Source organism: Leptospira weilii, from assembly GCF_006874765.1.
Lineage (GTDB): Bacteria > Spirochaetota > Leptospiria > Leptospirales > Leptospiraceae > Leptospira > Leptospira weilii.
In genome coordinates this window covers 3,782,501-3,808,723 of sequence record NZ_CP040840.1, presented here as the reverse complement: position 1 = coordinate 3,808,723, position 26,223 = coordinate 3,782,501, and the positions used below count along the sequence as shown (strand labels likewise).

Genomic DNA, 26,223 nt, shown 5'->3' with positions numbered 1-26,223 from the left:
AATTGCATCTTCATATTCCAAGTGTATGCTTCTATGAGAACATTTTTTTCAAATTCTACTACAAGGATTATTCGGAAAATCTTACAGATTCGCATTTTGGTTTGAAAAGTGAAAAGGGATTTTCTTACTCCAATCAAAAAGAATCTAAACCTTTCTTATTTTCCTCGGAATACGAAGATAAGTTGAAATCCTCCCGTCTATTCAAGGAATTCTCAGAGTTTGTCTTCTAATCGAATCGCGACCGAAGTATGCCGGATTAAAGACAGCCCGTCTATGATCTTCAATGATTTTTTTATTTTCTCTTCCGTTGCAGGATGTGTAATCACAACAACTTCAACGGGTTCTTTTTCAGCTTCATTTTGTCTCACCGAAGAAATCGAAATTCCATGGTCTCCCAGTACCTTGGAAATTTCAGAAAGAACTCCTGGTAAATCCACGGTAGTAAACCTGAGATAATAACGCACTAGGGAGCCGTTAGCCTCCGAGATCGTTGCTTGTGGAAAAAGATTTTTTTCCCGAGAAAGCCCCTTGTTTCTTCTCGCTCCGTAATAAAGCACATCGGAAACGACCGAAGAGGCGGTTGGCAAAGATCCGGCTCCTTTCCCCACAAACATTCCCGGTCCTGCGTATACGGTTTGATAATAAACCGCATTCATCTCGTTCATAATATTCGCAAACGGATGTTTGACCGGAATCATCACAGGTTGAACTCTGGCTTCGATTTGATGAGACAACTTTCGCACCAGCCCAAGAAGTTTAATTCTATAACCGAGTTCACTCGCAAATTGGATATCTAGTTTGCTAATCTTTGTTATACCTTCGATTTGTATGCTCTGTAAAGGAATTTTTTCGGAGAATGCTAAACTTCCCAAAATACTGATCTTGTGAGCGGTATCGATTCCTTCCACGTCGAACGTAGGATCTTTCTCAGCGAAACCTAGGTCTTGAGCGATTCGAAGAGCTTCCGAATAATCCAGATGCTCCAATTCCATCTTGGAAAGAATAAAATTTGTCGTTCCGTTCAGAATACCATATAAAGAAAGAAACGAATCGGAACAGAGCGCGGATTTGATCGAGCGAATCACCGGAATGGCTCCCGCTACGGACGCTTCGATTCCGATTTCTAAGCCCTGCTCTTGAGCGAGAGAAAACAATTCGTCCCCTTTTTGAGAAAGTAAAGCTTTGTTTGCAGTAATCACAGTTTTTCCGTTCTTTAAAGCTTCTTTTATGATCGAATAGGCGACATCCGTTCCGCCGACAAGTTCTAAAATCATATCGATTTCAGGATCGGTAATAATCTTTTGATAATCGGATTCCAGTTTACAATTTGGAAAATTTTGTAGCTCCTTTTTGATTTTTTCGGGGGTTCGAGTACAAACGGAGAAAAGAATCGGTTCTATTCCAAACTTTTCGCGATATGAGATACTTTCTTTTTTAAGAATTTCGATAACGCCTGATCCTACGGTTCCGGCTCCGATCAATCCAATACGAATGCGTTCCATGGTTTACCATCTTCGTAGTTTGCAGGGAAGATTCACTCAATTTTCGATGGAAAAAGCGGCGTTCTTGGAAGGATTGAAATTTTAATTTACAACCCGTCGTTTCTCTGGTACGAATCAAGAAGAAATTCTTAAATTCAAAAACACAGGTCCAAATGGCAAACAAAAGAAGGCCTCCCAGAAAGAAGCATAGTTCGAATCAAAAAGGTCCAGGAGGAAATCGGGAAAATACGGATTCCAACCGAGGTGGGAACGAACAAAGAGAAGGAAATAGAAAATATTCTCACCACCAACAACAAGGAAAGAATTTTCAAAGAAATCAAGAATTCCATCGCAAAAGCCGGGAACTTGCTATGGAGAAAAATTCCGCTCCTAAAATAAGAGCGCCTCGAGAAAGTGGAAAGTTGGTGGTACGAGTGATTCTTACCGCCAGTATTCTGCTGTTAGGAATTTTCAGTTATTTCATTTGCGAAAATTATCATACCAAAACTCCCGTTTATGGAAAACGCGGTTGGGATGATACGTTTCATCGATCTGCAACTTGGGCCGAAGCAAGGGAGATCTGTGAGGAAAAAGGGAAACGCCTTCCCGGAAAGGATCAGCTTAAAACTTTCAGTAAAAGAGTGGAGCAAAAGTTACGAAGCGCTGGAATTTTTTGGTCTTCCAGTCAAGACGGAGAAACTGGTTATTACTTTTCGGTTAATTTCAAAGACGGTTCGGAAATGAGCAGTTCGGGAGCAATGAAGTATAACGTGATCTGCGTTAAGTGAAATTGGAGCAATTCCGTTTTGTTTTAAGAAATAAGATGGAATTTCGCTTTTTTACGGACGTTCTTTCGGGTTTTACGCAAAGAAGATCCTGTATGATTAATAAAATATCCGGCAGAATTGTCACTCATGAGAAAGATTTTTTGGGAACCGTGGAATGGGACCTTAAAACGGGGCTCATTCTCGGGATTCGGGAACACGCAGAAGCGAAAGCGTTTTGGAATACGCGGTCAAAAGAGAATGAAATCCGATTTGATCCCTCCGAGACAGTGATCTTTCCAGGTTTTGGAGACATCCATATTCACGCAAGGGAAGACGAAAGCGGTAAACAAACCTATAAGGAGGATTTTATTTCCGCGAGTGCGGCGGCAGTCAATGGCGGAGTTATTCACGTTGCGGATATGCCGAACAATCCGATCCCTCCCGTAGACGAACTTACATATTCAAAAAAACGCAAGTTAGCCGATCGATCTAATATACACATAACGTTATATGCGGGAATCGGACCGAATACGCAACCTCTAAAACAGTCCGTTCCTTATAAAGTTTTTATGGGTCCGAGCATAGGGGAGCTTTTTTTCCATGATAATCAAACTTTGGAAGATACGATCCGTGTCTATGCAGGGGAGAATATAAGCTTTCACTGCGAAGATCCCGAAATTCTTGAAAAATATCAGAACGAAAAATTTCACGAGGACAGAAGACCCGCCGAAGCGGAAACGACGGCGACCGATTTTGCTTTATATCTGATCGAAAAATACAATCTCAGAGGAAAACTCTGTCATTATTCTACCGGAGAAGGTTTGAGCAAAATCAAACTCGCAAAACAAAAAGGACTCAAAATTACCTGCGAAGTGACGCCCACTCATTTGTTTTTCGATAGGTCTATGTTGACTTTTGAAAATCGTCATTGGTTTCAAATGAATCCCCCTTTGCGGGAAAGGGACGATCGGGAAAGGATGCTTGAAGGTGTCAAACAAGGCTGGATCGATTATCTCGCGACGGATCATGCTCCTCACAGTATCGAGGAAAAACACAAAGGCACGAGCGGAATTTCTCAGCTGGATACATATTCGCTTTTTGTAACATGGTTGATCTTGAAAGCGGAAGTGGAATTAAAAACGATTGCAAGGATTTGCGCAAAGAATCCGGGAGACTTTGTGAACGAATATCTTCCCGAAAAATTCGGCAAAGGCTTCGGCGAGATAGAATCGGGTTATTCGGCCAATTTTACCGTTTTGAATTTAAAAAAGCCGAAGAAATTTCTAAAAGAGGAAATCAAAAGTAAGTCCGGTTGGTCTCCTTTTGAAAACTATGAGTTTCCGGGTTCGATTGAGGCGGTATTTTTTTGCGGCGTTAGAATGAAGTGATCGGAAGATTTCTGAATTCTTGCGGTTATCCTTTTCACTTGAACCTGTTAGACAATTACTACTCGGACGCATGAAAACGGTACTCAATCAATTTTGCAAAACAACGGCAGTTCTCAAAAATTAGGTTAGATCGGGGATTAGCGGTCTTTTAGAGGAAGATTCCAATATTTTAATTTTCGAAATAGATTTATCATAGTATTCTATTCATGTGTCCGAGTAGTAAAAAGATTCGTAAACTATTTCTAGGATCAAATTTAACTTTCAGAATTTAGATTATAATAACTAATTTCCTTTCTATTCTTAAACGAGAACTTTATGTGTACGTAGTCTGAGGTAAATTCGGTATACAGGAATTGGAAGTGTAAAAACTTTCCTTTGAAATTTTAGTAGTTTCTACATTTTGGTGTTTTAAGACGGGTTCTAAATTGCACTCCAATGCCTAAGAAGAGTTGACTTTTCAAAACCAAACTTTTCGTAGATTCCCTTTCCCATCTCGGTCGCGTGTAAAATGATAAACCCCGGAAATTCTTTTCGAATTTCGCCTAATATATGTTCTATGAGAGCAGATGCGTAACCGAAACTCCTATGGTTGAGATCGGTAGTAATCGAATATAAACCGAAGGATTCTCCGTCATAAAAAGTCATTCCGGTCGCGGTCATTTGCCCGTTTGTAAAGCCTCCGTATAGTCGAAATGAGTTTTGATCCAATAATTTAAGATACAGATTTTCCCGGTCGTCGGATTTGAAAGAATCGTTTAAAATCCTCAACCAAATTTTTAGATCTTTTTCTGTTTCGATTTTTCGAATATCGAATTCCGTATTCGATTTTTTGTTAAGCGAAATGGGATCTCCTTTTAAAAACATTCCGACCTGTTCGTTACAGAAATTATACCCGAGTTTATAAATCGGGATTTCGTGAGTTCTGGTATTCAAAAAATCTAAAATATCAGGATGGAATCCCTTGTTCCTCAAATCCTCGATTTCCGAACTCAAGTCAGAAAGGGATAAGTTCCCTTTGAGGATGGCTCTTGTGAACCAATGCGAATCCGGATTCGAATAGAAGTCAAAACTTTTATAATTGAAGATTGGCGCTTCCATTAATTTTGAAAGCGCCCTATGGAGTTTTACGTAATTCTCCGTGACTTCTGCGACGATCGGTTCCAATAGAATTAAGCGGGAGCGAGAATCTTTTTCTTCCAGTGATGCGCGCTTTTTTTTCCTTCTTCCATCGCATCCTTTCCATGTCTAAGCTGATTTGCGTCTATATAAGGAGTTACCGTTTCGACTCTTAATATTTCTTTTTTATAATGTTTTGCGAGTAATTCTTTTAGTTCTCTTGTTTCATTTTCGATGATCTGAACCGAGGAATGAAAAGCGCGGATCATCGCTCTCTCGGAGCGGTCTTTTTTTGTGCGAACGCTGTGAACCACAATCTTACGGACGGACTTATCTAAAATCAATTCCTTGATTGGTTCCTGATCGGCGACTCCTCCGTCTATAAATTCTTCCTCCCCCAACTTTTGAATTTCAAAGAGGAAAGGAAAGGTCATCGAAGCGAGAATTCGGTCGATCAAATCTCCTTTTGTTTTGAGTTCTCTGATTTGTTTTGTTATGTTTGAAACCGATATTCCCATCGGGATAGGAAGGTCTTCTATCTTTTTATGACCCAAATAAGGCTTTAATAATTCTTTGATCTTTTTACCGGAAAGAATTCCGGAATAATTTTTCAATCCTTTGCGGATCGGCTTTACAAAATTTGTGACCAAATTCCCTTCCCAGAAATCTTTTTTCCTTAAGTTTAAAATTAGATCGGTCACGGTATCGATGGGAACTCCGGCCGCAACGAGAGAGCCGATCAAGGCTCCCGAACTACAACCAGTAATTTTGGAAGGATAAAATCCGATTTCCGAAAGTCCCTTTGCAAAACCCGCATGTGCGTAAAAACCGAAAAAGGCGGAATTAAATGTAAGAGCTGTGAATTTTTGTTTAACGTGTATTTGCATAATATAAAGTTTTTTGAATATATTTTATTCGGCAATAACCTCGCTGAAAATCCATGAAAAATATTCCCGATTTCCTTCCAATAAAGGAAGACTAACCACACAAGGTACGGAGTAACTGTGTAAGGATTTGATCCTTAGGGTAAGTTCTGTCATGAGTTCGCTTTTTGTTTTTAGGATAAGAACGGCTTCGTTGTCTTCAACCAACTTTTTTTCCCAATGATAAATTGACTTTATCTTCGGAAGAATGTTCGCACACGCGGCTAATCTTTCCTTTACGACGGTCTTTCCAATTTTAATAGCTTCCTTTTCGTTGCCGACTGTGACGTAAACGAGTCTAGCTTCCATTTCATTCTCCTTAAAGGTAAACAAGTAAGAATTCTAATTTTAAATTTCGTCCAGATCGTATTTTTTCGGAAAGTTTTTTATACTTTCCTTATGTTTTAGTGAAATTTTACGAAACTATAACTATGGGGACACTTTTGGATCAAAACTTGAAATCTCAAACTACGGGTCAGGGATTTCTTAAAATTGCATTTTGCGTTATTTTAATGTTTATAAACTTTAATTCTCTTTTTTCGGAAGAACCGGAAAAATTTCTTTTTCGTTGGAGGTTGACTCCGGGAGAGAACGTTGAGTTAAACGAATATCATAACGTTCGTCTGATAAGCCAAGGAAGAACGATCAAAAGAGAGGATAAAAATCGAATTCTTTTACAGACTCTCTCTTGCGAAATGAAAACATGTTTGTTAGACGGGTTCTTCGATACTTACAGTCGTTTTCCGGAAGTCGACTCCGCATTTCGCAAAGATAAAACGTTTAAAAGCAGATTTCAAATTACGGATTTAGGGCAATACAAGGTTCCACAAGAATATAGTATGCCGAACCTACGTTCTCTTCCAAGTTTTTCCGAAAAGCCGGTTTCTGTCGGAGACGAATGGACTCAACCTGCTACGGAAAGTTTTCAATTTCCGGGCGGAAGAGTAATGATTACGGTTCTTGCAAAGTATAAGTATCACGGCGTCGACGAATGGGAATTTCAGAATCTTTCCGATAAAGGCGATCGGATTGAATACAACTATACGTTATATTACGATTCTCAAATGGGACAAGAGGGAATTCCTTTTAAAATCTACGGGTTTGCAAGAGGTATGGTTTTTTTCAATCGCGAACTTGGTCTTCCTCAATATAAAAGAGTTCAGTTGACTTATACTTTCATTTACGCAAATGGAACGGCTCAGGAAATGTCATTCGACATCCATGGAGTATATAATAAAAATGTAAAGCTTACGGATAGCGATAAAGATAAGTTCGCTGAGGAAGTCCGTAAAATTTTGGGCGGAGAGCTTCCTACCGGAATCGAATCGGGATCTGATTCGAAAAAAAACTCTAAAAATCCTCCGAGAGAAACTCTTTCATGGCCAGAAGAAGAGGAGAATAAAGCTAAACAGGAAACGATGAAATCTTCCGGCCCCCCGGTTGAAATTCGAAGAACAGAGGAAGGAATCGCGATTTCGTTAAACTCGGTGTTGTTCGATTACAATAGTTCCCAACTCAAAGATGAGGCGAAACTCGAATTAAAAAGAATCGCATCCGTATTGAAAAAATATGGGGACAGGGAGATCAGGATTAGCGGTCATACCGATAACTCGGGCGGGGACGAATACAATCGAAAACTTTCCAGAGAACGCGCTCTTTCCGTCTTAAAAGAACTTAGAGACGAACAAGGTTTGGAAGAAAAAAGAATGTCTTATGAAGGATATGGAAAATCAAAACCGATCGCCGATAACTCTACAGCCCAGGGTAGACAAAAAAACCGTCGGGTTGATATTACCATCGTGATGGAATAGTTTTAAAATCCGAACTGATTGATCTAACCCTGAATTAGGAGCTGATTCGAAAAGTGAAAATTCTACGGAGTGGCGGGAACTCCCATATACGCATTTAACACCGAAAAGACTCTTTGAAAGCGCGTTATAAACTTTCAGGGCGACGTCGGTAAACTTTCGTCGTTATCTGTCATGCCGCGCCCTGCCTTTTATTACGAACTTACTGATTGATTTCTTCAGGTTTTGGAACAGGCTTTAAGTTCGGAAAGGCGATGACCGACCGCCAAACACCGATATAACGGTAAAAGTGACAAAAAAGAAGTTAAATTCGCTAGAACATTTACAAATAAATTAGAACCTATCGACGAAGTTTGCGCCGAAATAGCGAAGCCTCTTGGTTTGCTTCGCTCGCCTCCATTTCTCCTTATACTTTTCATTCCCTCGTTTTTCTGTCGTTTTTTTGATATGAACTTTTGCATCAAACCACATTCCAAGTTAGGAGAAAAGGCCGCTTTTTAGATTCTAAAATAATTTCAAAATCTATTTATTTTATTTTAAATACCTCTTTTAAGTTCAATAAGATATTTTTGACACTAAATCATGATCTATTTATAATAAAGAGTCAATTTTATGTTTTAAGTGGTGCAAAATTTGCTTTACAAATAGATCGCAAAATGATTTTTCCGATAACTCAAACAAAAAAGGAAATTGTTAGAGTAGAGTTTTTTTCTTCAAAAAAAGTGTAAGGAGAAACTATTCCATGAAGATTGGATTGGGTATTCAGAAAATTCAAAGTCGATCTAGAAGAATTGTTCTGGTCGTAAGTTTTCTAGTTTTTTTATCCGGCGTAAATTCCATTAGCGCCGCTTATGAAAGGGAAATTCTCACGTACAATTTGGTAGGCCGCGGTTTCAATGTGCTTGAAACCACTTATTATAAGATCAATGTCGTTCATTACCGCAAGCCAAGCGGAGGACCGATCATTATCAATGGGAAGACGGTTTTATTTGTTCACGGTTTCGGAGACAATAGCGCCTTCTTTGAACCGTTAGCCAAAGAATTGATCAATCAGGGAAAAGCGACTCACGTTTATATTATGGATCTTCCAGGACATGGCGCTAGTACCATGACTCGCGGGACTGCGCCTGCTCCGGCCAATGTGAGTCAATTGAGTGTTGGAAATTACGGAGATGCACTCCGTGCTTTGCTGAACCAAATGGTTGGTACGGAAAAAAGGAAGATTACGACCATCGTTGGACATAGTATCGGTGGCCTTGTCATTCAGATGATTCAGAGTAGGTTTCGGGATGGCGGTTCCAGCCTTTTGGATGCATTTGGTATCGAAAATACAATCCTGATCGCAAGTGATATTCCTTCGGCTTTACCTTGGTTCGGTGCGGATGCTCCTATAACTGACCCGAATTCTGCAAAAGGTTTTGTTTGGAGTTTTAAGACGGAAAAAGTGGTGGAAACGCAACCTTTTCCTCCTCAGGTTATAACGGGCTTTTTTGTAGAGACACCGGACGATTTTTACATCAATACAAAATTCGCGGTAAACGGGGTTCCGGTAACGGGTGCTCCAACTCCGGCTCAATTGGAAGTTATGAGTAATTTGGAGCCGTACACGGCCGCAGCCAATATCGTAGGTTTGGATCCTTCCGGACAAACGACAAATGCTGTTTCGAGGTTGTCCGTTTCTCCAAATATATGGAACGGTTTTAATCTCAAAGTCGTGTGGTTGGACAAAGGCGTATTTTTCAACCAATCGGAAACTGAGGGACTTGCGCAATATCTCAAAGCTGGATCGCATGCGATTACGGTCTCCGATGCTGAAGCCGTTCACGGCGCTCCGTTTTCCAAGCCGTCTCTTTTTCTTTCCCTTTTCTAGTTTTTTAACCAACGCCGTACCGATAGGTACGGCGTCGCATAGGGATCAAACAACTTATTTTTTGTATGAAATAAATTTAGAATATTCTAAAATAAAAAACTATTATTTTGTGAGGGTATGGATTTGGTTCGATTTGGAGTTTATGAAATAATGTCGTTCGAACATATGTTACCCCGACTTATCTTTCTTTTTTTATAGGAAATATTTTTCCCTTTGATAGGAATCGGGTCGCGCCAAAAATACTTTAGCAAATTGTATAAAAAACTTGTTCTAAAACTTTAAAAGAAATCAGTAAATCCGGAACAAAGCGTAGTAATTTTCACAGATTAATCTTACCGGATAGGTTAAGAGCTTTTAAACAAACTTTGTTGTTGGAAGACTCTTGTTGAAGTTTCTGCATTCTGAAGTTTTGGGACAAGTTCAAAGTTCAAGATAGATTCGATCGGATTCATTTTATCTTGAATTTTCGTTGTATCTCCGTAAATAGTCTTTGAAATAAATTTTTACTTCCTAAGAATTTTGAAAGACTACGAGTCATCTTACGGCGCGTCCCAAAACCCGCGAAAGTGATCCTTAGAGCGCCATAACCAACCCCACAAGTACTTGGATCCGAAGATAAATCTGTCGGAATTCCGACCAAATCTTCTGTGAAACTTAGTTCCCACAACGCGCCCCTTAGGAAGCGTTGTGCCTGAGTTTCCCCTTATTTTTGGGTGGAGATGGAAAGGTTCGGAAGATTTTTCTCTATCAGAAAATCATATTTTTTTCAAGTAAAAAGTTTCATTCTTGTCGGAATACTTGAAAAATATCAGTTTTTGATCCTTATTATCCCAAAAGTCTTCTTACTACTCGGACGCATGAGAAGAATACTATGATAATATTATTTAACGTGAGTTCGGCGTAAGAAAGTTTGGGCGAATCGCTCGCGACTGCGCTTTAACTCAATGTTTCTCCCTAAACTCAGCGAATGCCTCTCTATGGATCGGCATTCAGGTCGAAACATAGAATCGCTTTCGCATTTGTTATACCGAACTCACGTTATGTTAGAGAGCGACGCATTGAGTTTTCTGCTTTGTCGGAAAGATCAAGCTGATGACTCTTAACAGAACGCTTTTTAAACTCAAATCTCGCTCCGGAAGGGTCGCGAGAGATAGGGCGAGTTCTGGGTTCTATCCCCATCGAACGCCCCTTAAGAAGTGAGATGCGATTGAGTTTCTTTTGGGGCAGGTTCTTAAATTAATCGGTAAAAAGAGTTTTTTAGGAGTATTATAGTGTTCTAATGTTTCAACGGCGACTATTAGCTTAATCTTTTGAGGGAGACGCTCAAAGAGTAGACGGCGACGGCGAGAACGATATGAAAAATATCCACGTTTAAAATAGGCCCTCTGGAACCTGTTGTTCCTATCACAAGTCCTGCGAGGATGAAAAGAATCGCTCCCAAAATTCCATAAAGAGCTGGAATTTTTGTCTCTCCCGAATTTTTACGAATACAAACAAGAATCGCCGTAATCATTGCAACTCCACCCAAGGCAGTGGATAAAAGTGGGAAAAGAAAAATATAACCGAAAATTATATAAAGAAAAATGAAAACTCCCGTAATCGGATAAATAAAATTCTTTTCCAATTTTTTGATCCCGATATGGAAGAAGCCGGTACCAATTAAAGGTACTCCGACAAAAGAGGCAAACCCTACCGAAAAACGATAGATCGGGTCTAGAATCTCGATTCCCAAAAAGTGAATTGCTCCTAATCCGGCGGAGATTCCTATCGCAATAAATCCTAAAAAACCAACGGCTTTCGAATAAGAGGTTATATTTTTAATTTGAATCGCGACAAAGATAGAGACAAAACTTAAAATAAAATCTGAAAAAACTGTGCTCAGTTGCATGGTAAATAATAATTCTTGAAGAGATAAATTTTGCAATTCTTTACTTTCAAGAGTTTAAAAAAAGATCGGAATTCGGTTCGAAAAGCTTTTGAGTGATTTGAAAGCGGAAAGATGAAAAATTCTGAAAAGAATTCCTCTTAGAATGCTGAGTTTATTAAATTCCTGTCTTTTAATATAGATTGAACTCTTGAACCAAAAGTATTGATCCGGGGAAGGGATATTACTCAATTGGTTTTTCTACATGAGCATATTGCTACTTCAAATTGTACTTTTTCTTGGAGTAGTTTCTTTTTTTATCTTGATTTTGGGTACTTATGCTGTAGAGATAAGCGCCTTCTCCTTATCAAGATAGAATGCTTATTTATTATGATTCTCTTATGTATTGAGACTTACTTTTGATCTTTTGCTGACTTATTAGATTACTCATCCCTACAGAATAGAGTGCCCAAAATTCTACGTCTAAACGTGGGATTTGTGCTTAAATTAACGGCGCTCTATTATATAGAGATTAGTAGTCATCCCTACAGAATAGAGTGTCTAAAATTTTGTGTCTATGGGATTTGTGCTTAAATTAACGGTATTCTATTTTATAGGATCAGTAGTAACAATTTTGATTTTTCCAAGTTTCGAGTTAGTCGAGCTTTTGCTTTGATCTTAACCTTGCCGATAACATGTTTGGAAAATTTTGTGTGATAGTTTTTAGAATAAATTTTTACATACATAAAGGTTATGCTTTAAATGAGTAACCAGTATTTAAAATAAGTTCTGATAAATTTAGGAGACTCTAAAAATCAAAATAATTTATCCCAAATATAGATCCCGGTAAAAAACTCCATACCGGCTGCGAGTGCGATATGTGCGTAAAGCCCGCCTCGAATCGAATGAGTTCTAATGCTCAAAGCCCCCATTAACAATCCTCCGAAAAAAGAACTTAGAATTTCTCCTCTCGGTTTTTGAAAGTGAACCATGCCATAAATTAAAGCCGCCATTCCTACTGCGTGATAACGGCCTACGACGCTTAAATATCGAATTAAAAATTTTCTAAAAAAGAATTCCGTAAAATAAAAAGTATAAAGATATACGATTTCAAAAATGAGAGTCGTAAACCAAGTCGCATGATACAATAGCCGTTCGTTTGTAATTGGAACCCTCGGATAAAATTCTTTAAAACCTGGAATAAAGGAACCGATTGCAGAGATTATCACAGCGAGAATTAAAATCGGATAATAAGAAGGACTTCTTCTTTTTTCAAATGGAACAGGATTCGTTTTGTATCTATAAAAGTCGTATAATAGAGGAAAAACTAACAAGGGAAGAGTATGCGTGAATTGTTTAATAATCTTCCAGGTCCAAAAGATCCATTCTCTTGGAAGATAGAATAGGAATTTTTCATAGGGAAAGTCGGATAGATTTAAAACAATCAAACTAATCCAAAATACGAAAAGGAAACTGATTATTTTTCCTTTACGGAATCGAATTTTTCTCTTTTTAGGAAGATGATAATAAAACAGAAATATTAGAATTCCATATAGTATGAATGTACTAGTCGCTTTTAGTTTAAAATCCTTCGAAGTGAGAAGAGCAAATCCGAATTCTTCGTTCAAGAATAGGATTAAAAATAGGCTCCCATAAAAACCGAATAATAGAGTATAGATTTTGGAATTTTTTCTAAAAAATCCTTTTAAGATCGATACGATTTCCATTTAAAAACCAATTCAAGTTAAAAGGATAAAATTTCCAATACTTTCGATAAAAAACGGATCAGAAAATTTAATTTCGATCTTAAGAATGTGAAAATAAAAAAAGATTTTGCAGTGAATTTTGCTTTTAAGTAGGTTTTTAACCTTTATTTACCTGTTACTAAAGTATTGTCATGTCTTTGTATTGATTAAGAACATTATAAAATACTTCTAAGTTACGCTTTAGTATTGATCCTAAAAAAGTGCCCTAAGTTTGCGACGGATCTAAGCGAACCATTATAAAATACGATCTCCGAATTTCTAACGAGAGCTTTCCGTAATAAGGAGCTCGTAATTAAAACCAAAAATAATGCTCAGGCCTTTTCTTAATGCCTTAGAATGTGGAAACTACTATAAGAATTTAACAACGAAAAGACTGTTTCGAAACCCATAAACTATTCAAGGGACGTGATCTGTGGGAATCATACTTGCGGAATGATTGTAACTGATTCGTCTTATAGGGTTCTTAAAAATTGTTGGGACTAGTTCCGATGAGTTTACAGAAAATGTTTCAATTAAAGGCTCCGTAAAAAAACCTGAAACAATACTAAAAGCAAAAGCGGGTTTCTACTGATTCTTATAAAATACCGTTCATTTGAGTATAAATCTCGCGTTAAACGCAGAATTTTGGGCACTCTATTTTGTAGAGATGAGTAATCAACAAAGCAGTTTGGGATTGTGGAAGAGAATTGAATGATTTTACAAAAATCCGAAATTGAGTGTGAAAATTTAAAGTGACAACGCTATCAAGTGGATCAAGACCTGTTGGGAAAATATCATGGAGAAAAATCTTAAAAATTTCTCTTTAATCCATAGAATTTCCAGTAAGATTGAGAAAATTGCGTTTAACAATACCTTATATCAAATATAGTTTACAAAAAATCCAATATATAAAACTTTGGTAAATAGATAGTCTTATTTTTTCTTAAATCTGGGCTATTTCTTGGATCAATTATAAAATCAAGCTGGATGCGTGAGCCTCCCATTCAAGACTTAGATTAACACGAACATGAATCCGCAAGAGCTGGAACAAAAACTTGCGCCTTTGAGCCTGGAAGACGCTTTAGAATGGATTAGCAACGAGTATGGAGAAACTGCGGCCTTCTCCACGAGTTTGGGTCTTGAGGACCAAGTCATCACTCACGTTATATTCTCCCGAAATCTGAAAATCAGAGTTTTTACTTTGGATACGGGTCGTCTGTTCAACGAAACCTACGACCTTCACAAACTGACAAACGCAAGTTATAACAAAAAAATCGAAACGTATTTTCCCGACACGATCGCGGTTCAAACTCTCATCAATACGAAAGGGCCCGACAGCTTTTACGATTCGGTGGATAATAGAAAAGAATGTTGTTATATCCGAAAGGTCGAGCCTCTGAATCGTGCTCTTGTCGGAACAAAACTTTGGATCACCGGAATTCGGTCGGAACAATCGGATTCCAGACATTCTTTGACGAAAGTCGAACTCGATTCTTCGCGTAATATTTTAAAATATCATCCGATTCTCGATTGGTCGTTGGAACGCACGCAGGACTTTATCGATACGTATCGGATTCCGGTGAACGTATTACACAAAAAAGGATTTCCTTCGATCGGATGCGCTCCTTGCACAAGAGCGGTTCAGCCTGGAGAAGACATCCGCTCCGGAAGATGGTGGTGGGAAGAATCCAACCAAGAATGCGGACTTCACGTCGTCGACGGCAAGTTGGTCCGTCAGAAATCCGGACCTAAAAGAGCAATATGAATTCAACTATGAATAGATCCAGACTTACACATCTCGAACAACTCGAAGCGGAATCGATTTATATTCTTCGGGAAACCGCTTCTCAGTTTGAAAGACCTGCTCTTCTTTTTTCCGGAGGAAAAGATTCGATTACGCTAGTGCATCTCGCGTTGAAAGCGTTTCGTCCGGGGAAGTTTCCGTTCCCTCTCGTTCACATCGATACCGGTCATAACTTTCAGGAAGCCCTTGATTTCAGAGACGAACTCGCTTCTAAGATCGGCGAGAAGCTGATCGTTCGTTACGTTCAAGATTCCATCGATCAAGGCAAAGCGGTCGAAGAAAAAGGAAAGTTCCCGAGCAGAAACGGAATTCAAACCGTGACCCTTTTGGATACGATCGCCGAATTCAAATTCGACGCTTGTATCGGTGGCGCGCGCCGCGACGAAGAAAAGGCCAGAGCGAAAGAACGCGTTTTTTCCGTTCGCGACGAGTTCGGTCAATGGGATCCGAAACTGCAAAGACCCGAGCTTTGGAATATTTATAACGGTAAAATCGGTCCGGGGGAGAATGTACGCGTTTTTCCGATTTCCAACTGGACCGAGCTGGACGTTTGGGAATACATCCGCAAGGAAAACATCGCGCTCCCTTCCTTATATTTTTCTCATAAACGACAAGTGATCTATCGCGAGAATCTTCTCTTTCCCGTATCCAAGTTTATCACCATCGATTCGAACGACCGCGTTGAAGACAAAGTGGTTCGTTTCCGCACCGTGGGCGATATGACTTGCACGGCGGCCGTGGATTCGCAAGCGGATAACATCGACGACATCATCCTCGAAATCCAAACCACTCGGACCACCGAACGAGGTTCCAGACTCGACGACAAACGTTCCGAAGCGGCTATGGAAGACAGAAAGAGAGGAGGATACTTCTGATGGATTTATTGCGTTTTATTACTGCGGGAAGCGTGGACGACGGTAAGTCCACTTTGATCGGAAGACTTCTCTACGATAGCAAATCGATTTTTGAGGACCAACTCGAAGCGATCGAAAAAACCGCGCGCGGAAACAACGGTCAGATCAACCTGGCTCTTCTTACCGACGGTCTCAAAGCCGAAAGAGAACAAGGAATTACGATCGACGTCGCTTATAAGTATTTTTCCACACCAAAACGAAAGTTCATCATCGCAGACGCTCCGGGTCACGTTCAGTACACTCGCAATATGGTTACGGGCGCGTCTAACTCGAACCTCGCGATCATTCTGATCGACGCAAGAAAAGGCGTGATCGAACAAACGTATCGCCATTCTTACATCGCTTCGATGCTTCGGATTCCTCACCTCGTGGTTTGTATCAACAAGATGGACCTCGTGGAATTTTCCCAAGCGCGTTACGAGGAAATCAAAGCGGAATATCTGAACTTCGCTTTCCGATTGGACATTAAGGATATTGAATTTATTCCGATCAGCGCGCTCAACGGAGACAACGTCGTCGATAAGTCCGAAAATCTTTCCTGGTATGACGGTCGCACACTTCTCAATCATCTCGAAGAAGTTTATATCGAAAGCGACGAGAACATCGAAGACGCGCGTTTTCCGGTTCAATATGTGATCCGTCCTCTTTCCGACGAACATCACGATTACAGAGGATATGCAGGTCAGGTCCGCAGCGGAATTTTCAGAAAAGGCGATTTTATCACGGTTCTTCCGAGCGGGTTTACGAGCACGATAGAAGCCATCGACACGTTCGACGGAGAAGTGGAAGAAGCGTTTCCTCCTATGTCCGTCACGATCCGTCTGAAAGACGAGATCGATATTTCCCGAGGCGATATGATCGTTCAGTCCGACAACCGACCGGTCGTTTCTCAGGATTTGGAAGCGAACATCTGTTGGATGGATTCCAAGGCGTTATTATCCGGAAATAAATATCTTCTTCGCCAAACCACAAACTCGGTAAAAGCGGTCGTAAAAGAAATCGAATTCAAAGTCGCGCCCGACACTCACGAAAAACAAGACGCTTCTTCCGGACTTGCGTTAAACGAAATGGGAAAAATCAAAATTCGCACTGCAAAGCCCGTAAGTTTCGACGAATATAGAATCAATCGTTCCACCGGAAGTTTTATCCTCGTCGACGAAGGAACCAATTCCACCGTCGGCGCGGGAATGATCACCGGAGTCGGAGCCTAATCCGTGTTAAACGTCGATACGAATAAAGATCTTCAACCCGGCAAGGTTTATCTTGTCGGAGCCGGACCGGGAAATCCGGAGGATCTCACTTTGCGTGCGTATCGGATTCTTACCAAAGCGGAAGTCATTTTGTATGACGCGCTTTTGGATCCTTCGTTTCTGGAAATTTTTCCCAAGTTCGCGGTTGTTCATTACGTGGGAAAACGTTCCGGCGCCCATTCCGCGACTCAAGAGGAAATCAACGAACTTCTTCTTTCCTACGCTTTGCAAGGGAAGAATGTGGTTCGTCTGAAAGGCGGAGATCCTTTCGTTTTCGGAAGAGGCGGCGAAGAATTAATCACATTACTCAATCATAATATTGAATACGAGATCGTTCCCGGCGTAAGTTCCTTGAATGCGGGCTCTTCCTTTGCGGGTTTTCCTTTGACACACAGAGGTTTGTCCCGTCAGGTTTTGATCATGGACGGACATACCGTTCTGAACGAAGAAACCGATTGGACTTGGTTCGCCAAGTTCAAAGGAACGATCGCACTCTTTATGGGAACGACCTCTCTTCCGAAAATCGCAACTCTTCTTTTGCAACACGGAAGCGATCCTTCGTTACCGGTCGCACTTGTGGAGAACGCGTCCTTGGAAAACTGCAACGTTCAAACCTGCACGCTCCAAGAGGCGGCGGATTCTTACTTTGAAAAAAAGACGAAAGGTCCCGGCATCATCTATATCGGGAAAGTAATTCGATTTTTGGAAAACAAAAGATCGGTTTCGGCGTTCTCTCAAGTTTTAGGAGAAACCCGGTTTCAACAGACTTTCTCCGAGACGCGGGGAGGCGAAGAAGAATGAGCCGCAAATATCCAGCATTTCTTAATTTAGAAAATAAGAATGTTCTGTTGATCGGCGGCGGTAAGGTCGCTCTCGAAAAACTGCCTCATCTTTTGGAAGCGGGCGCGAAGATCACATTGATCGCTTTAGAAACTTGCCGCGAAGTCGCGCAGATTTTGGAAAAACATCCGGAGATCAAAGTGGAATACAGATCCGTGGAATTTTCCGATCTTCAAGGAAAGGCCTTGGTTTTTTCCGCGACGAACGATTCCGATTTAAATCGAAGCCTCGGCGACTATGCGCATTCTTGGAAAATTTGGATCAACTGTGCGGACGATCCTTCCAACTGCGATTTTTATTCCGCGGCCGTGTTGGATCGCGGACCGGTGCGTGTCGCGATTTCCACGGAAGGAAATTTTGCGGGTTTGTCGAGCGTCGTTAAAACGACATTGGAAGAACTCATTCCGGACGAACACGAAGAGGAACTGCAGGAGTTGATGCGCCTTAGAAAAGAATTGAAATCGATTCTCCCCGATCCCGAAAAAAGAAAAAAGGTTCTGAAAGAGTTGTTGCAGACTCTCAAAGAAGATTATTTCAAAATCCCCGCGGAACAAAAACGTATATAACGAAATCATAAACCCGAAAAAGGAAAAGATCCAAGCCATGTCAGAAACAAAAGAACTATCACCCGTAGAAGAGATTAAGTTGAACTCTAAAAATCTAAGAGGAAAAATCGCCGAAGGTATAGACCAAAACATCGATTCCTACGAGGAAGACGAGAAACAATTACTTAAATTCCACGGGCTCTATCAGCAGAAAGACAGAGACCGTAAAAAAGACGAAAACGGAAACGATATCGAAGCTCCCACCAGCTTTATGATTCGGGGAAGAATTCCCGGAGGAAGATTGACTTCCGAGCAATACTTGGTTTGGGACGAGCTGGGAGATAAATTCGGAGGCGGAGCGATTCGTTTAACGACGAGACAATCGGTTCAGCTTCATACGCTGAGAATTTTCCATCTCCGCGACGTGATGAAAGCGATTCACGAAGTGAATCTCTCCAGCATGGGAGCGTGCGGGGACGTTGTGCGTAACGTGACGCAAGCGGTGAATCCTCTCGGTAAAAAAGAACTTCAGCTGTTGGACGGAGTCGCTCAACTTTTATCCGATCATTTTAAATACAAGACGAACGCTTACGCCGAAGTATGGTTAGGCGACAAACAGCTCAACAAAGACGAAGAAGATCCGATCTACGGAAAAACGTATCTTCCTAGAAAGTTTAAGATCGCCGTAACTCTTGCGGGAAACAACACCGTGGACATCTACGCAAACGACATGGGCTTTGCGGCGACGTTATCCGCGGACGGAAAGATCGACGGCTACTTCGTATTTGCGGGCGGCGGTTTCGGAATGACTCACAACAAACCGGAAACGTTCGCGCGCGCCGCAAGTTTGCTCGGTTGGATTCCGGAAAGCGCTTTGATTTCCGTTGCGGAAGCGATCGTAACCGCTCACAGAGATTTCGGAGATAGAACCAACCGAAAACACGCTCGTTTGAAATACGTTCTCGCGGAAAAAGGCGTGGAATGGTTTAGAACCGAAGTCGAATCCCGTTCCCAAGTACAACTCGATACGAATAAGACGCTTCCAAGTTGGAGCACTCCATCCTACTTGGGATGGCACGAACGAGAAGACGGAACTCTGTCTCTCGGGTTCCATACTCTTGCGGGAAGAATCAAAAATTTCCCCGGAAAACCGCTGAAGTCCGCTTTGAAAGAAATCATCGGAAACTACAAACTCGGCGTTCAGATCACCGCGGATCAGGACTTGATTCTTCTCGGAGTTCAAAAATCCGATCGCGAAAAGATCGAAGCAAGATTAAAAGAATTGAATGTACCTTGGGAAAGTCCTTCTCCGCTTTTCGATCGCGCGCTTGCTTGTCCGGCGCTTCCTACCTGCGCGCTTGCGTTGACGGAATCGGAACGTTCTTTTCCCGAGGTTCTGAATGGAATTCAAAAAATTTTGGATAAGCTCGGTCTCAGTGATAGGGCTCCCGTGGTTCGTATGACCGGATGTCCGAACGGATGCGCGAGACCTTATTCCGCGGAAGTGGGAATCGTAGGTCAGCAAGCCGGAGGCAAATACTCATTGTTTTTCGGGGCGGATTCCGAAGGAACCAAGGTCGGCGAGTATGTCGCGAAGAAAGTTCCTCTTGCGGATATCCCGGCTCAGTTGGAAAAAGCTTTCGTACTCTGGAAAGAAGAAGGGGATTCCGATGAGAAATTCGGAGATTTTGTAAATAGATTCCCTCTCGAAAGATTCAGAGAGGTATTAGGGTCCATGTAAGGATCCTAATATTAGAAAAATTGAATTTCTTCGACTATCGGTTTCATTTTTGCGATTTTGCCGATGGTCGAAGAAACGAGATAAATATTTCCCGCGTGTTTTAAAACTGCCGTAATCCCCGTAACAGAAGAGTCCGAAAAGTCCTGATAATTAGCGGTAATATCTCCGAAATCGTTTAACCCGAATATCAAACCTCTGGGTGTGTTTCTGGCAAAAAGAAAATTCGGTAGGCCCATCAATAGATTTTTAATTTCGGGATACTTCTGGATCCTATCCAAAACCTCGTTTCTAAAATAAGGAATTCCAATCCAAAAAGAACCGGAATTTCCGGTAATTAAAGCCGGAAGCCCCGGGATGTTCGTGAGAAAAAATTTTTCCACACCTTTTTTCTGGCCCGACAATGGAATGGAAGAAATCCTATGACGAAACGGTTCCGATACGAGTAGGAATTGTTCGTTGGACGATAGCGCGATTCCCGTGGGATAAAACAAACTTTCATTCAGAATTACTAATGAACCAAGGTTTTTATCCGTCGTTAAAATCATTCCATCGGATTGGGAGGAAAGTTCCTCTAAAAATGATTCTTTGAAAGAATAAGATCGGCTGGAAACAGTGAAATAAATTTTCCCGTTTTTAGTTATATCGATTCCATGCGGAAATCGAAGCGGGGAACCGTCCGGAAGTTTGGAAATTAGAATTCTTTGAGAGCCGTCTTTATTGATCTCTACAATTCCGACTTCCTCCACACAAACCAAAAGATTTCCATTTGAATCGAAAACCATTCCCAAAGGCCTTCCCTCGAGAATCGCAAATGTTTCTACCTTTTCGTTCGTACGGATTCGTACAATTTTATGATCCGCGGTTCCGGTATAAACAAAACCGGAAGTATCGATTGCGATTCCGTAAGGTTGGTTTAAAGTTTCCTTATGAATCCATTCCGATTCCAAGAGAAAATTATTTTTTCCGGGATCAAAGGGAGAATCGGAAAGATATTCGTCCGTACTTTGATTCGAACGTAGAAATAAAAAACCCAAAAAGAATAGGGAAAGAAAGACCAGAACGGAAAAAAAGTGAAAAATTTTTTTAAACATGATCCCTAAAGACGGGTCTTTGTCTTTGATTGAATCTTCTGACTTCAAAGTGCAAATGATTTCCCGTCGCTCTTCCGGTTTGACCTACTTCTCCGATCTTTTGACCTTTACTGACTTTTTCGCCGGGGCGTACGGAAATAGAACTCAGATGTCCGTATAAGGTTTCGTATCCGAGCTTGTGACCCAGAACGATTAAATTTCCATATCCTCCTTTTTTATCGGAAAATTGAACCTCTCCGTCGGCGGAAGCATAAACTGGAGTTCCTTCTTCGGCGGCGATGTCTAACCCGCCGTGGAAGGTTTCCTTTCTGGTAAACGGATCTTTTCTTCTTCCAAAACGGGAGGATACGATTCCCATCTCACCCAAAGGACGATTAAAAGCCATTCCGTAAAAGAAAGATCTTTCTTCTTTCGGAAGTCCTTTTCCGGGGATAAACCAAAGTCCTTTACTCTCGTCGAAAAAGATGAACTTCTGCGCGAGGTTGTATTTCTTAGAAAGTTTTCTTTGAACCGAGGACGAATTCTCCTTTTCCTCCAAATCGTATATTCCGCGCATGTTGGGAATCAAAAGCTCCATCCCTGGATAAATGTCGTAAGGAGATGAAAGACTATTGACCGACGAGATCGTGTCGATGTCCATTCCGGTTCGAGCCATGATTTTGAAGAAGTTGTCTTCTTTCCTTACGATATATCGATAAAATTCAAGGGAAGTGAGTTCGGATCGTTCGAGATTGGAAACGGAGATTCTTAGGTTGTTTTTGACGTCCTCTCTGAGCCGTTTTATCGATTGATTGTTGTAATCTAAGTTTTTCAGGAGTTCCGGCTTTTGGCGGGAATCGAGCGGACTTTTAAAAAAAACAACGGCTAAAAGTACGGTGGCCAGTCCGATTGGATACTTGAAAGAACATTTCATGGTCTTATACCTGTAGAATCGGCCGGTTCTAAAAAAACAATGACGCAAAAAAAGAGACAAAAATGCTTGTAACCAAGACTCCCGATCCAATGGAATCCTTAGAAGAAAATATCGGCAATCCGCAAAAGAAACCGTTCGAACCGATTGTGATCGCGTTTCAACAATTTCTCGTTCTGATCCTTGGAACGTATGTTCTTCTGCCTTTAATCGCCACTTCGGTCGTTCTTACCGTTTTGATTTCCAAAGAACTTCCTAGCGATTTTCCATATTTGGACGGGAGCACGAGAGCGGAGATTTATAAACAGACGACTGAAAAATTTCAGAAAGAAATCCAATCTGATAATAAGCAGATTTATCAGCGCTATATCGAAGTGATGGTAAAAGAAAAACCCTGGCTTTTGATCGTGGATCGATTCATTTGGGCGCTTTGTTTTATTCTTCCCGCTTATTTTATTTTGGTTCGATTTTTTAAGGCCGAATACGCAGATCTTAGCGATTCTTTCGATCTCAAGACGATGTTTACCGGCGCGGGACTCGGGGCTTTGGTTTTTCTATTTGTAATCGTTTTCGGTTTTTTTCTAACCAAGATTTTCGGTAAACAAACTCCGAATGAATTTCAAGAAGCGCTTTTCAAGGAAATGAAAGGAAACAGGTCCTTGTTACTCTGGTCTCTTTATAGCGTCGGTCTGATCACCGGAATTGTGGAGGAAGTTTTTTTTCGGGGATTTTGTCTGAAACAATTCCAAGGAAGAGGATTGGAAATACCCGGTCTTCTTTTTACGTCCGTTGTTTTCGGTTTGGTGCATTACGGTGAACAGTCTTCCATCAGCGTTCCGATTCTGCTCAGTTTTGTGGGAATGTTTTTCGGACTTTTTTATCTGAGAACGGGAAATATCTGGTATTCCATATCGGCGCACGTTAGTTACAACTCCATTATGTTATTGATCGCTTATATCAAAGGGGGGGAGCTTCAGTGAATCGGCGTCACAGGCGACTTCTTTTTATCTTAATCCCGTTTTTCCTAACGTTTCGTTCTATTTTCGCGTCCGAGGTGATGGAACTCGAGGGAAATATCGAAGAAAACAATATGAAAATCTCAGCCGCGTTGAACAGACTTGCGGAAGGTTCCGTGAAGTTCAGTAAGAAGACAAAAGGATTCAAATATCATTATACGAATCCTTGGTATTCCAAATATTCGTTCGATATCTATTTGGGAGAATTCGCAAAACGCGATAACGTGAGCATCATGAGAATCGAAGCTCCGAAATATGGAATGGAAAAAGCGTTTCGAGACTATTTTAAAGAAGAGCTGCAGAAGAAAGACGCAACGGGAATCGGCTCGACTTCCGGAACCATGCCTGACGAAAGAATCGAAAAGCCGGAGAAAAAATCCCATTTCGTATCTCAAGGATTGAATTTGATTTCCCCTGCGTTATCCGTTTTTTACAATTCTCGAAAATCTCCGATTTATACCTCAGGGGATACGTTTACAAGGGTTTCTTTTTATATTCTTACGGATTTGTTGATCGGAGGGCTCGCATATTATTTCGCGATGAACAACAATCATAAAAAGAGTATGATGGACAATCTTCTGGGTAAAGAAGGTCCTAGTGGAAACGTTTTTGAATCCAAATACGGCGGTGTTGTAATCGCCGCTATTGTGATTCCAAGATTGTATAGGATGACGGGTTCGGTGGAAGATACCGCGACTCATAATCGTTTGTTCGAATTGTCTTATACTTTTAAATATTAGAACTCATTCGAAAATGGCCTATAATATCTTGAAATCACGTTTCAAGACAAAGTAGGATTTTGAAGTGTTATAGAAACTTTAAAATATCGATCCTGAAAATAAGATCGACACTTTAAAGTTCTCTAAGAGCGGCCGACGCAGCTATGAAGATGGAAAAAGTAAAACAACCCATTTTTCGAATCAGCGGCAGAAGATCTTTATACTTTTATTGTATTCTTACCGGAATCGTTTCCGGATTGGGCGCCTTTCTATTTTCAAGAATTCTTGCCGTATGTGAATACTTATTTTTGGATCGTGCGGCAGGCCTTTCGCTTCCACACGCTTCCGGAGAATTTCTCATCGATTCCAGCGACACTTTGCACTGGGGAATTCCTTTTTCGGATGAATATAGACCTTGGGTCGTGTTTTTTCTTCCAATCATCGGAGGGTTACTTACAGGTTGGATCGTAAACCGTTTTTCACCCGAATCGGGGGGAACGGGTTCGGATGCGATGATCGATTCCTTTCACAATCAGGAAGGAAGAATGAATCCCGTCGTTTCACTCGTAAAGTCCATCGCGACGGTCTTTACGCTGGCAAGCGGAGGGAGCGGCGGAAAAGAAGGTCCGATCTCACAAATCGGAGCGGGTTTCGGATCCTTACTGGCTACTCTTTTGAAAGCGGGAGCAAGAGCCAGACGAACACTTTTACTTGCCGGAACGGCAGGAGGTTTAGGCGCGATTTTTCACGCTCCGTTGGGAGGCGCATTAACGTCGGTGGAAATGATCTATCGGGAAGATATCGAAAGCGATTCTTTGATTCCCTGTATTATTTCTTCGGTTTCGGCTTACTTAGTTTATTCCGGTCTGAACGGTTTTAATACGGTTTATCGAGTTACCGGCGCCGAGTTTTTGAGGTATACCGATCTGATTTTTTATTTAGGTCTGGGCGTTCTTTGTTTTTTGTGCGGTGATATATTCATTCGGATTTTCAGAAAGGTGCAGAACTTTTCTGCGCGTCTTAAAATTTCTCCGATCTTAAAACCTGCATTAGGCGGAATTTTTGTGGGAACCGTCGGACTTTTTTTACCGGAGACGATTGGAACCGGAGCGGGAATACTTCAAGTCGCATTGGACGGAAAAGACCCCGTCGGAACATTGGGAATTTTTTCATCGATATTTCAAAGTACGGGGCTTTGGTTGGTCGTGTTGTTTTTTATCTTAGCAGGAATGAAAATTCTTACCACTTCGTTTACCATTGGAACCGGAGGTTCGGCGGGAATGTTTGGACCTTCTCTTTTTATCGGAGGAATGTTAGGCGGAGGAGTTGGAACCTTTGCAAAGGTTGTCTTCTATCCCGATCTTTCCGTTACGTCGTTTATCTTGGTGGGAATGGGAGCCTTTTACGCGGGTGTTGCAAGCGCTCCGATCGCGGGGATGATTATGATCTGTGAAATGATTGGAAGTTACATGTTGCTTCCCCCTTTGATGGTAGTTTCGATTTTAACGTTTGTACTGAGTCACAGATTGAGTTTGTATCGTGCGCAGAAAGAAACAAGATTTCAATCTCCCGCTCATTTTTGGGATATGAACCGAGACTTTCTGGAAGAGATTCAAGTCAAAACTTGCAAAAACCGGTTGCGAACGATTGCAGTAGCTCGGGATCATTTTTTACTTTCTGAACTTGAGGAAGAGGCGTTAAAAATTCAAGCGAGCGACTATGTGGTTCTCAATGGGGAAGGTCGATATCTGGGAATTCTATCTCTTCGAAAAGCAAGACATACCCTCGAATCTAGAGACGTCATCAGCAACTTAATTACCGTTGGAGATGTTACGGACGTTTCGGCGCCGTTTGGAAAACCGGAAGATTCTCTCGCCGCTCTTTTGAAGATCTTGATCGATTGGGATCTGGATAAGGTTGCAATTGTCGAGGAGAATCAATTTATCGGATATCTTCGTTTTGCAGACCTTATGAAAATATATTTCGAAAACACATTCCCTAAAAGTGCAAAATCATAGGATTCTGCCCCGAAAACTAAGATATATCTTTAGGCTGTATTAGTTCGGTTTAACGTCTCGCGGGCTTTTGCATGGCAGTTCGTAAAGTAATCCGAGTTTTTCAGAACAAATTCTCAATAGAGTTGTTGAAAAATTCCATGATTCGGATTAGCAAAACGGCTTCAAACATTCATTTCAATGAAGCAGAAACAGATAGAGAATTAATTTTTCAACAATTCTAATGATCTTATTCTGCTGAAACTTACCTTAACCGTTTCGGAAAAGGATTGACCCAATTCGAAATCGATGTTTCTTTTTCGTGGATAAGAAATCTGGCTTTCTGGAAATTTAAATTGTATGCGACAACCCATTCTACCGTTGCGAATTGAAAAAAAATTATTTCTAAATCTGATCCTGATTTTTTTAATCTTAAC

Annotated in this window: 22 protein-coding genes (1 of these 22 running past the window's edge); 14 read left to right on the top strand and 8 right to left on the bottom strand. The window is 41.0% G+C overall.

Features of this window, described 5'->3' with window-relative positions:
- Positions 1–212 precede the first annotated feature (212 nt).
- Positions 213–1,502 carry a homoserine dehydrogenase gene (locus FHG67_RS18585; RefSeq protein ID WP_004501189.1) on the bottom strand — a complete coding sequence of 430 codons (1,290 nt, stop codon included), beginning with the start codon at positions 1,500–1,502 and terminating at the stop codon, positions 213–215.
- 152 nt (positions 1,503–1,654) lie between these two features.
- Between FHG67_RS18585 and FHG67_RS18575 the strand changes: the two genes are divergently transcribed.
- Entirely contained in the window at positions 1,655–2,269 is a 615-nt protein-coding gene (locus FHG67_RS18575; RefSeq protein ID WP_004504027.1) for an LIC_10572 family protein, read from the top strand.
- Positions 2,270–2,361: 92 nt separating this feature from the next.
- Positions 2,362–3,636, top strand: coding sequence for an amidohydrolase family protein (locus FHG67_RS18570; RefSeq protein WP_142499931.1), 1,275 nt, complete (start codon positions 2,362–2,364; stop codon positions 3,634–3,636).
- A 420-nt stretch (positions 3,637–4,056) separates the two neighbouring features.
- Here FHG67_RS18570 and FHG67_RS18565 read toward each other — a convergent pair whose 3' ends face one another.
- The 3 genes from FHG67_RS18565 to cutA are packed head-to-tail and all read right to left on the bottom strand — an operon-like array spanning position 4,057 to position 5,984.
- Positions 4,057–4,800 (bottom strand): GNAT family N-acetyltransferase, encoded by a 744-nt coding sequence (locus tag FHG67_RS18565; RefSeq protein WP_004497101.1) that lies wholly within the window; start codon positions 4,798–4,800, stop codon positions 4,057–4,059.
- A 5-nt stretch (positions 4,801–4,805) separates the two neighbouring features.
- Positions 4,806–5,639 (bottom strand): patatin-like phospholipase family protein, encoded by an 834-nt coding sequence (locus tag FHG67_RS18560; RefSeq protein ID WP_002633471.1) that lies wholly within the window; start codon positions 5,637–5,639, stop codon positions 4,806–4,808.
- 24 nt (positions 5,640–5,663) lie between these two features.
- Positions 5,664–5,984: a divalent-cation tolerance protein CutA gene (gene cutA / locus FHG67_RS18555; protein ID WP_002633473.1), complete on the bottom strand. Its 321-nt coding sequence runs from the start codon at positions 5,982–5,984 to the stop codon at positions 5,664–5,666.
- A gap of 122 nt (positions 5,985–6,106) precedes the next feature.
- Between cutA and FHG67_RS18550 the strand changes: the two genes are divergently transcribed.
- Positions 6,107–7,486 carry an OmpA family protein gene (locus FHG67_RS18550; protein WP_004497070.1) on the top strand — a complete coding sequence of 460 codons (1,380 nt, stop codon included), beginning with the start codon at positions 6,107–6,109 and terminating at the stop codon, positions 7,484–7,486.
- A 739-nt stretch (positions 7,487–8,225) separates the two neighbouring features.
- Entirely contained in the window at positions 8,226–9,353 is a 1,128-nt protein-coding gene (locus tag FHG67_RS18535) for an alpha/beta hydrolase (protein ID WP_002633472.1), read from the top strand.
- Between the two features lie 1,297 nt (positions 9,354–10,650).
- On the opposite strand, the gene FHG67_RS18530 is transcribed toward FHG67_RS18535, so the two are convergent.
- Positions 10,651–11,241, bottom strand: coding sequence for a hypothetical protein (locus FHG67_RS18530; protein ID WP_004498921.1), 591 nt, complete (start codon positions 11,239–11,241; stop codon positions 10,651–10,653).
- 791 nt (positions 11,242–12,032) lie between these two features.
- Entirely contained in the window at positions 12,033–12,944 is a 912-nt protein-coding gene (locus FHG67_RS18525) for a CPBP family glutamic-type intramembrane protease (protein ID WP_004497034.1), read from the bottom strand.
- A 1,045-nt stretch (positions 12,945–13,989) separates the two neighbouring features.
- Between FHG67_RS18525 and FHG67_RS18520 the strand changes: the two genes are divergently transcribed.
- From FHG67_RS18520 to FHG67_RS18495, 6 genes are read left to right on the top strand one after another with little or no spacing between them, the layout of a single operon-like run.
- Positions 13,990–14,727: a phosphoadenylyl-sulfate reductase gene (locus FHG67_RS18520; protein ID WP_004497111.1), complete on the top strand. Its 738-nt coding sequence runs from the start codon at positions 13,990–13,992 to the stop codon at positions 14,725–14,727.
- An 8-nt stretch (positions 14,728–14,735) separates the two neighbouring features.
- Positions 14,736–15,641 carry a sulfate adenylyltransferase subunit CysD gene (gene cysD, locus FHG67_RS18515; RefSeq protein WP_004497110.1) on the top strand — a complete coding sequence of 302 codons (906 nt, stop codon included), beginning with the start codon at positions 14,736–14,738 and terminating at the stop codon, positions 15,639–15,641.
- Positions 15,641–16,891: a sulfate adenylyltransferase subunit 1 gene (locus FHG67_RS18510; RefSeq protein ID WP_142499879.1), complete on the top strand. Its 1,251-nt coding sequence runs from the start codon at positions 15,641–15,643 to the stop codon at positions 16,889–16,891. The genes cysD and FHG67_RS18510 overlap by 1 nt, the downstream gene beginning before the upstream one ends.
- A gap of 3 nt (positions 16,892–16,894) precedes the next feature.
- Positions 16,895–17,731: a uroporphyrinogen-III C-methyltransferase gene (gene cobA, locus FHG67_RS18505; protein WP_142499878.1), complete on the top strand. Its 837-nt coding sequence runs from the start codon at positions 16,895–16,897 to the stop codon at positions 17,729–17,731.
- Positions 17,728–18,336: a precorrin-2 dehydrogenase/sirohydrochlorin ferrochelatase family protein gene (locus FHG67_RS18500; protein ID WP_002614414.1), complete on the top strand. Its 609-nt coding sequence runs from the start codon at positions 17,728–17,730 to the stop codon at positions 18,334–18,336. Before cobA ends, FHG67_RS18500 begins: the two co-directional genes overlap by 4 nt.
- Positions 18,337–18,373: 37 nt before the next feature.
- The gene (locus tag FHG67_RS18495) at positions 18,374–20,056 is read left to right on the top strand and encodes an NADPH-dependent assimilatory sulfite reductase hemoprotein subunit (RefSeq protein WP_142499877.1); all 1,683 of its coding nucleotides are present in this window, start codon (positions 18,374–18,376) and stop codon (positions 20,054–20,056) included.
- A gap of 11 nt (positions 20,057–20,067) precedes the next feature.
- Here FHG67_RS18495 and FHG67_RS18490 read toward each other — a convergent pair whose 3' ends face one another.
- Together FHG67_RS18490 and FHG67_RS18485 are read right to left on the bottom strand one after the other, a co-directional pair.
- Positions 20,068–21,147: an NHL repeat-containing protein gene (locus FHG67_RS18490; protein WP_004504012.1), complete on the bottom strand. Its 1,080-nt coding sequence runs from the start codon at positions 21,145–21,147 to the stop codon at positions 20,068–20,070.
- Positions 21,140–22,060: a M23 family metallopeptidase gene (locus FHG67_RS18485; RefSeq protein WP_142499876.1), complete on the bottom strand. Its 921-nt coding sequence runs from the start codon at positions 22,058–22,060 to the stop codon at positions 21,140–21,142. Before FHG67_RS18485 ends, FHG67_RS18490 begins: the two co-directional genes overlap by 8 nt.
- Before the next feature lie 62 nt (positions 22,061–22,122).
- On the opposite strand from FHG67_RS18485, the gene FHG67_RS18480 reads away from it, so the two are divergent.
- The 4 genes from FHG67_RS18480 to FHG67_RS18465 form a co-directional block, all read left to right on the top strand.
- Positions 22,123–23,037: a CPBP family intramembrane glutamic endopeptidase gene (locus FHG67_RS18480; protein ID WP_002614424.1), complete on the top strand. Its 915-nt coding sequence runs from the start codon at positions 22,123–22,125 to the stop codon at positions 23,035–23,037.
- Positions 23,034–23,813, top strand: coding sequence for a hypothetical protein (locus tag FHG67_RS18475; RefSeq protein ID WP_004497057.1), 780 nt, complete (start codon positions 23,034–23,036; stop codon positions 23,811–23,813). Before FHG67_RS18480 ends, FHG67_RS18475 begins: the two co-directional genes overlap by 4 nt.
- A gap of 143 nt (positions 23,814–23,956) precedes the next feature.
- On the top strand, positions 23,957–25,810 hold the full coding sequence (locus FHG67_RS18470; protein ID WP_004504054.1) for a chloride channel protein: 1,854 nt from the start codon (positions 23,957–23,959) through the stop codon (positions 25,808–25,810).
- A gap of 336 nt (positions 25,811–26,146) precedes the next feature.
- On the top strand, positions 26,147–26,223 hold the 5' end (the start) of the coding sequence (locus tag FHG67_RS18465; RefSeq protein ID WP_004498931.1) for a DUF4139 domain-containing protein. It continues 2,026 nt past the right edge of the window; the window shows 77 of its 2,103 coding nt (coding positions 1–77); it begins with the start codon at positions 26,147–26,149; the stop codon falls past the right edge of the window.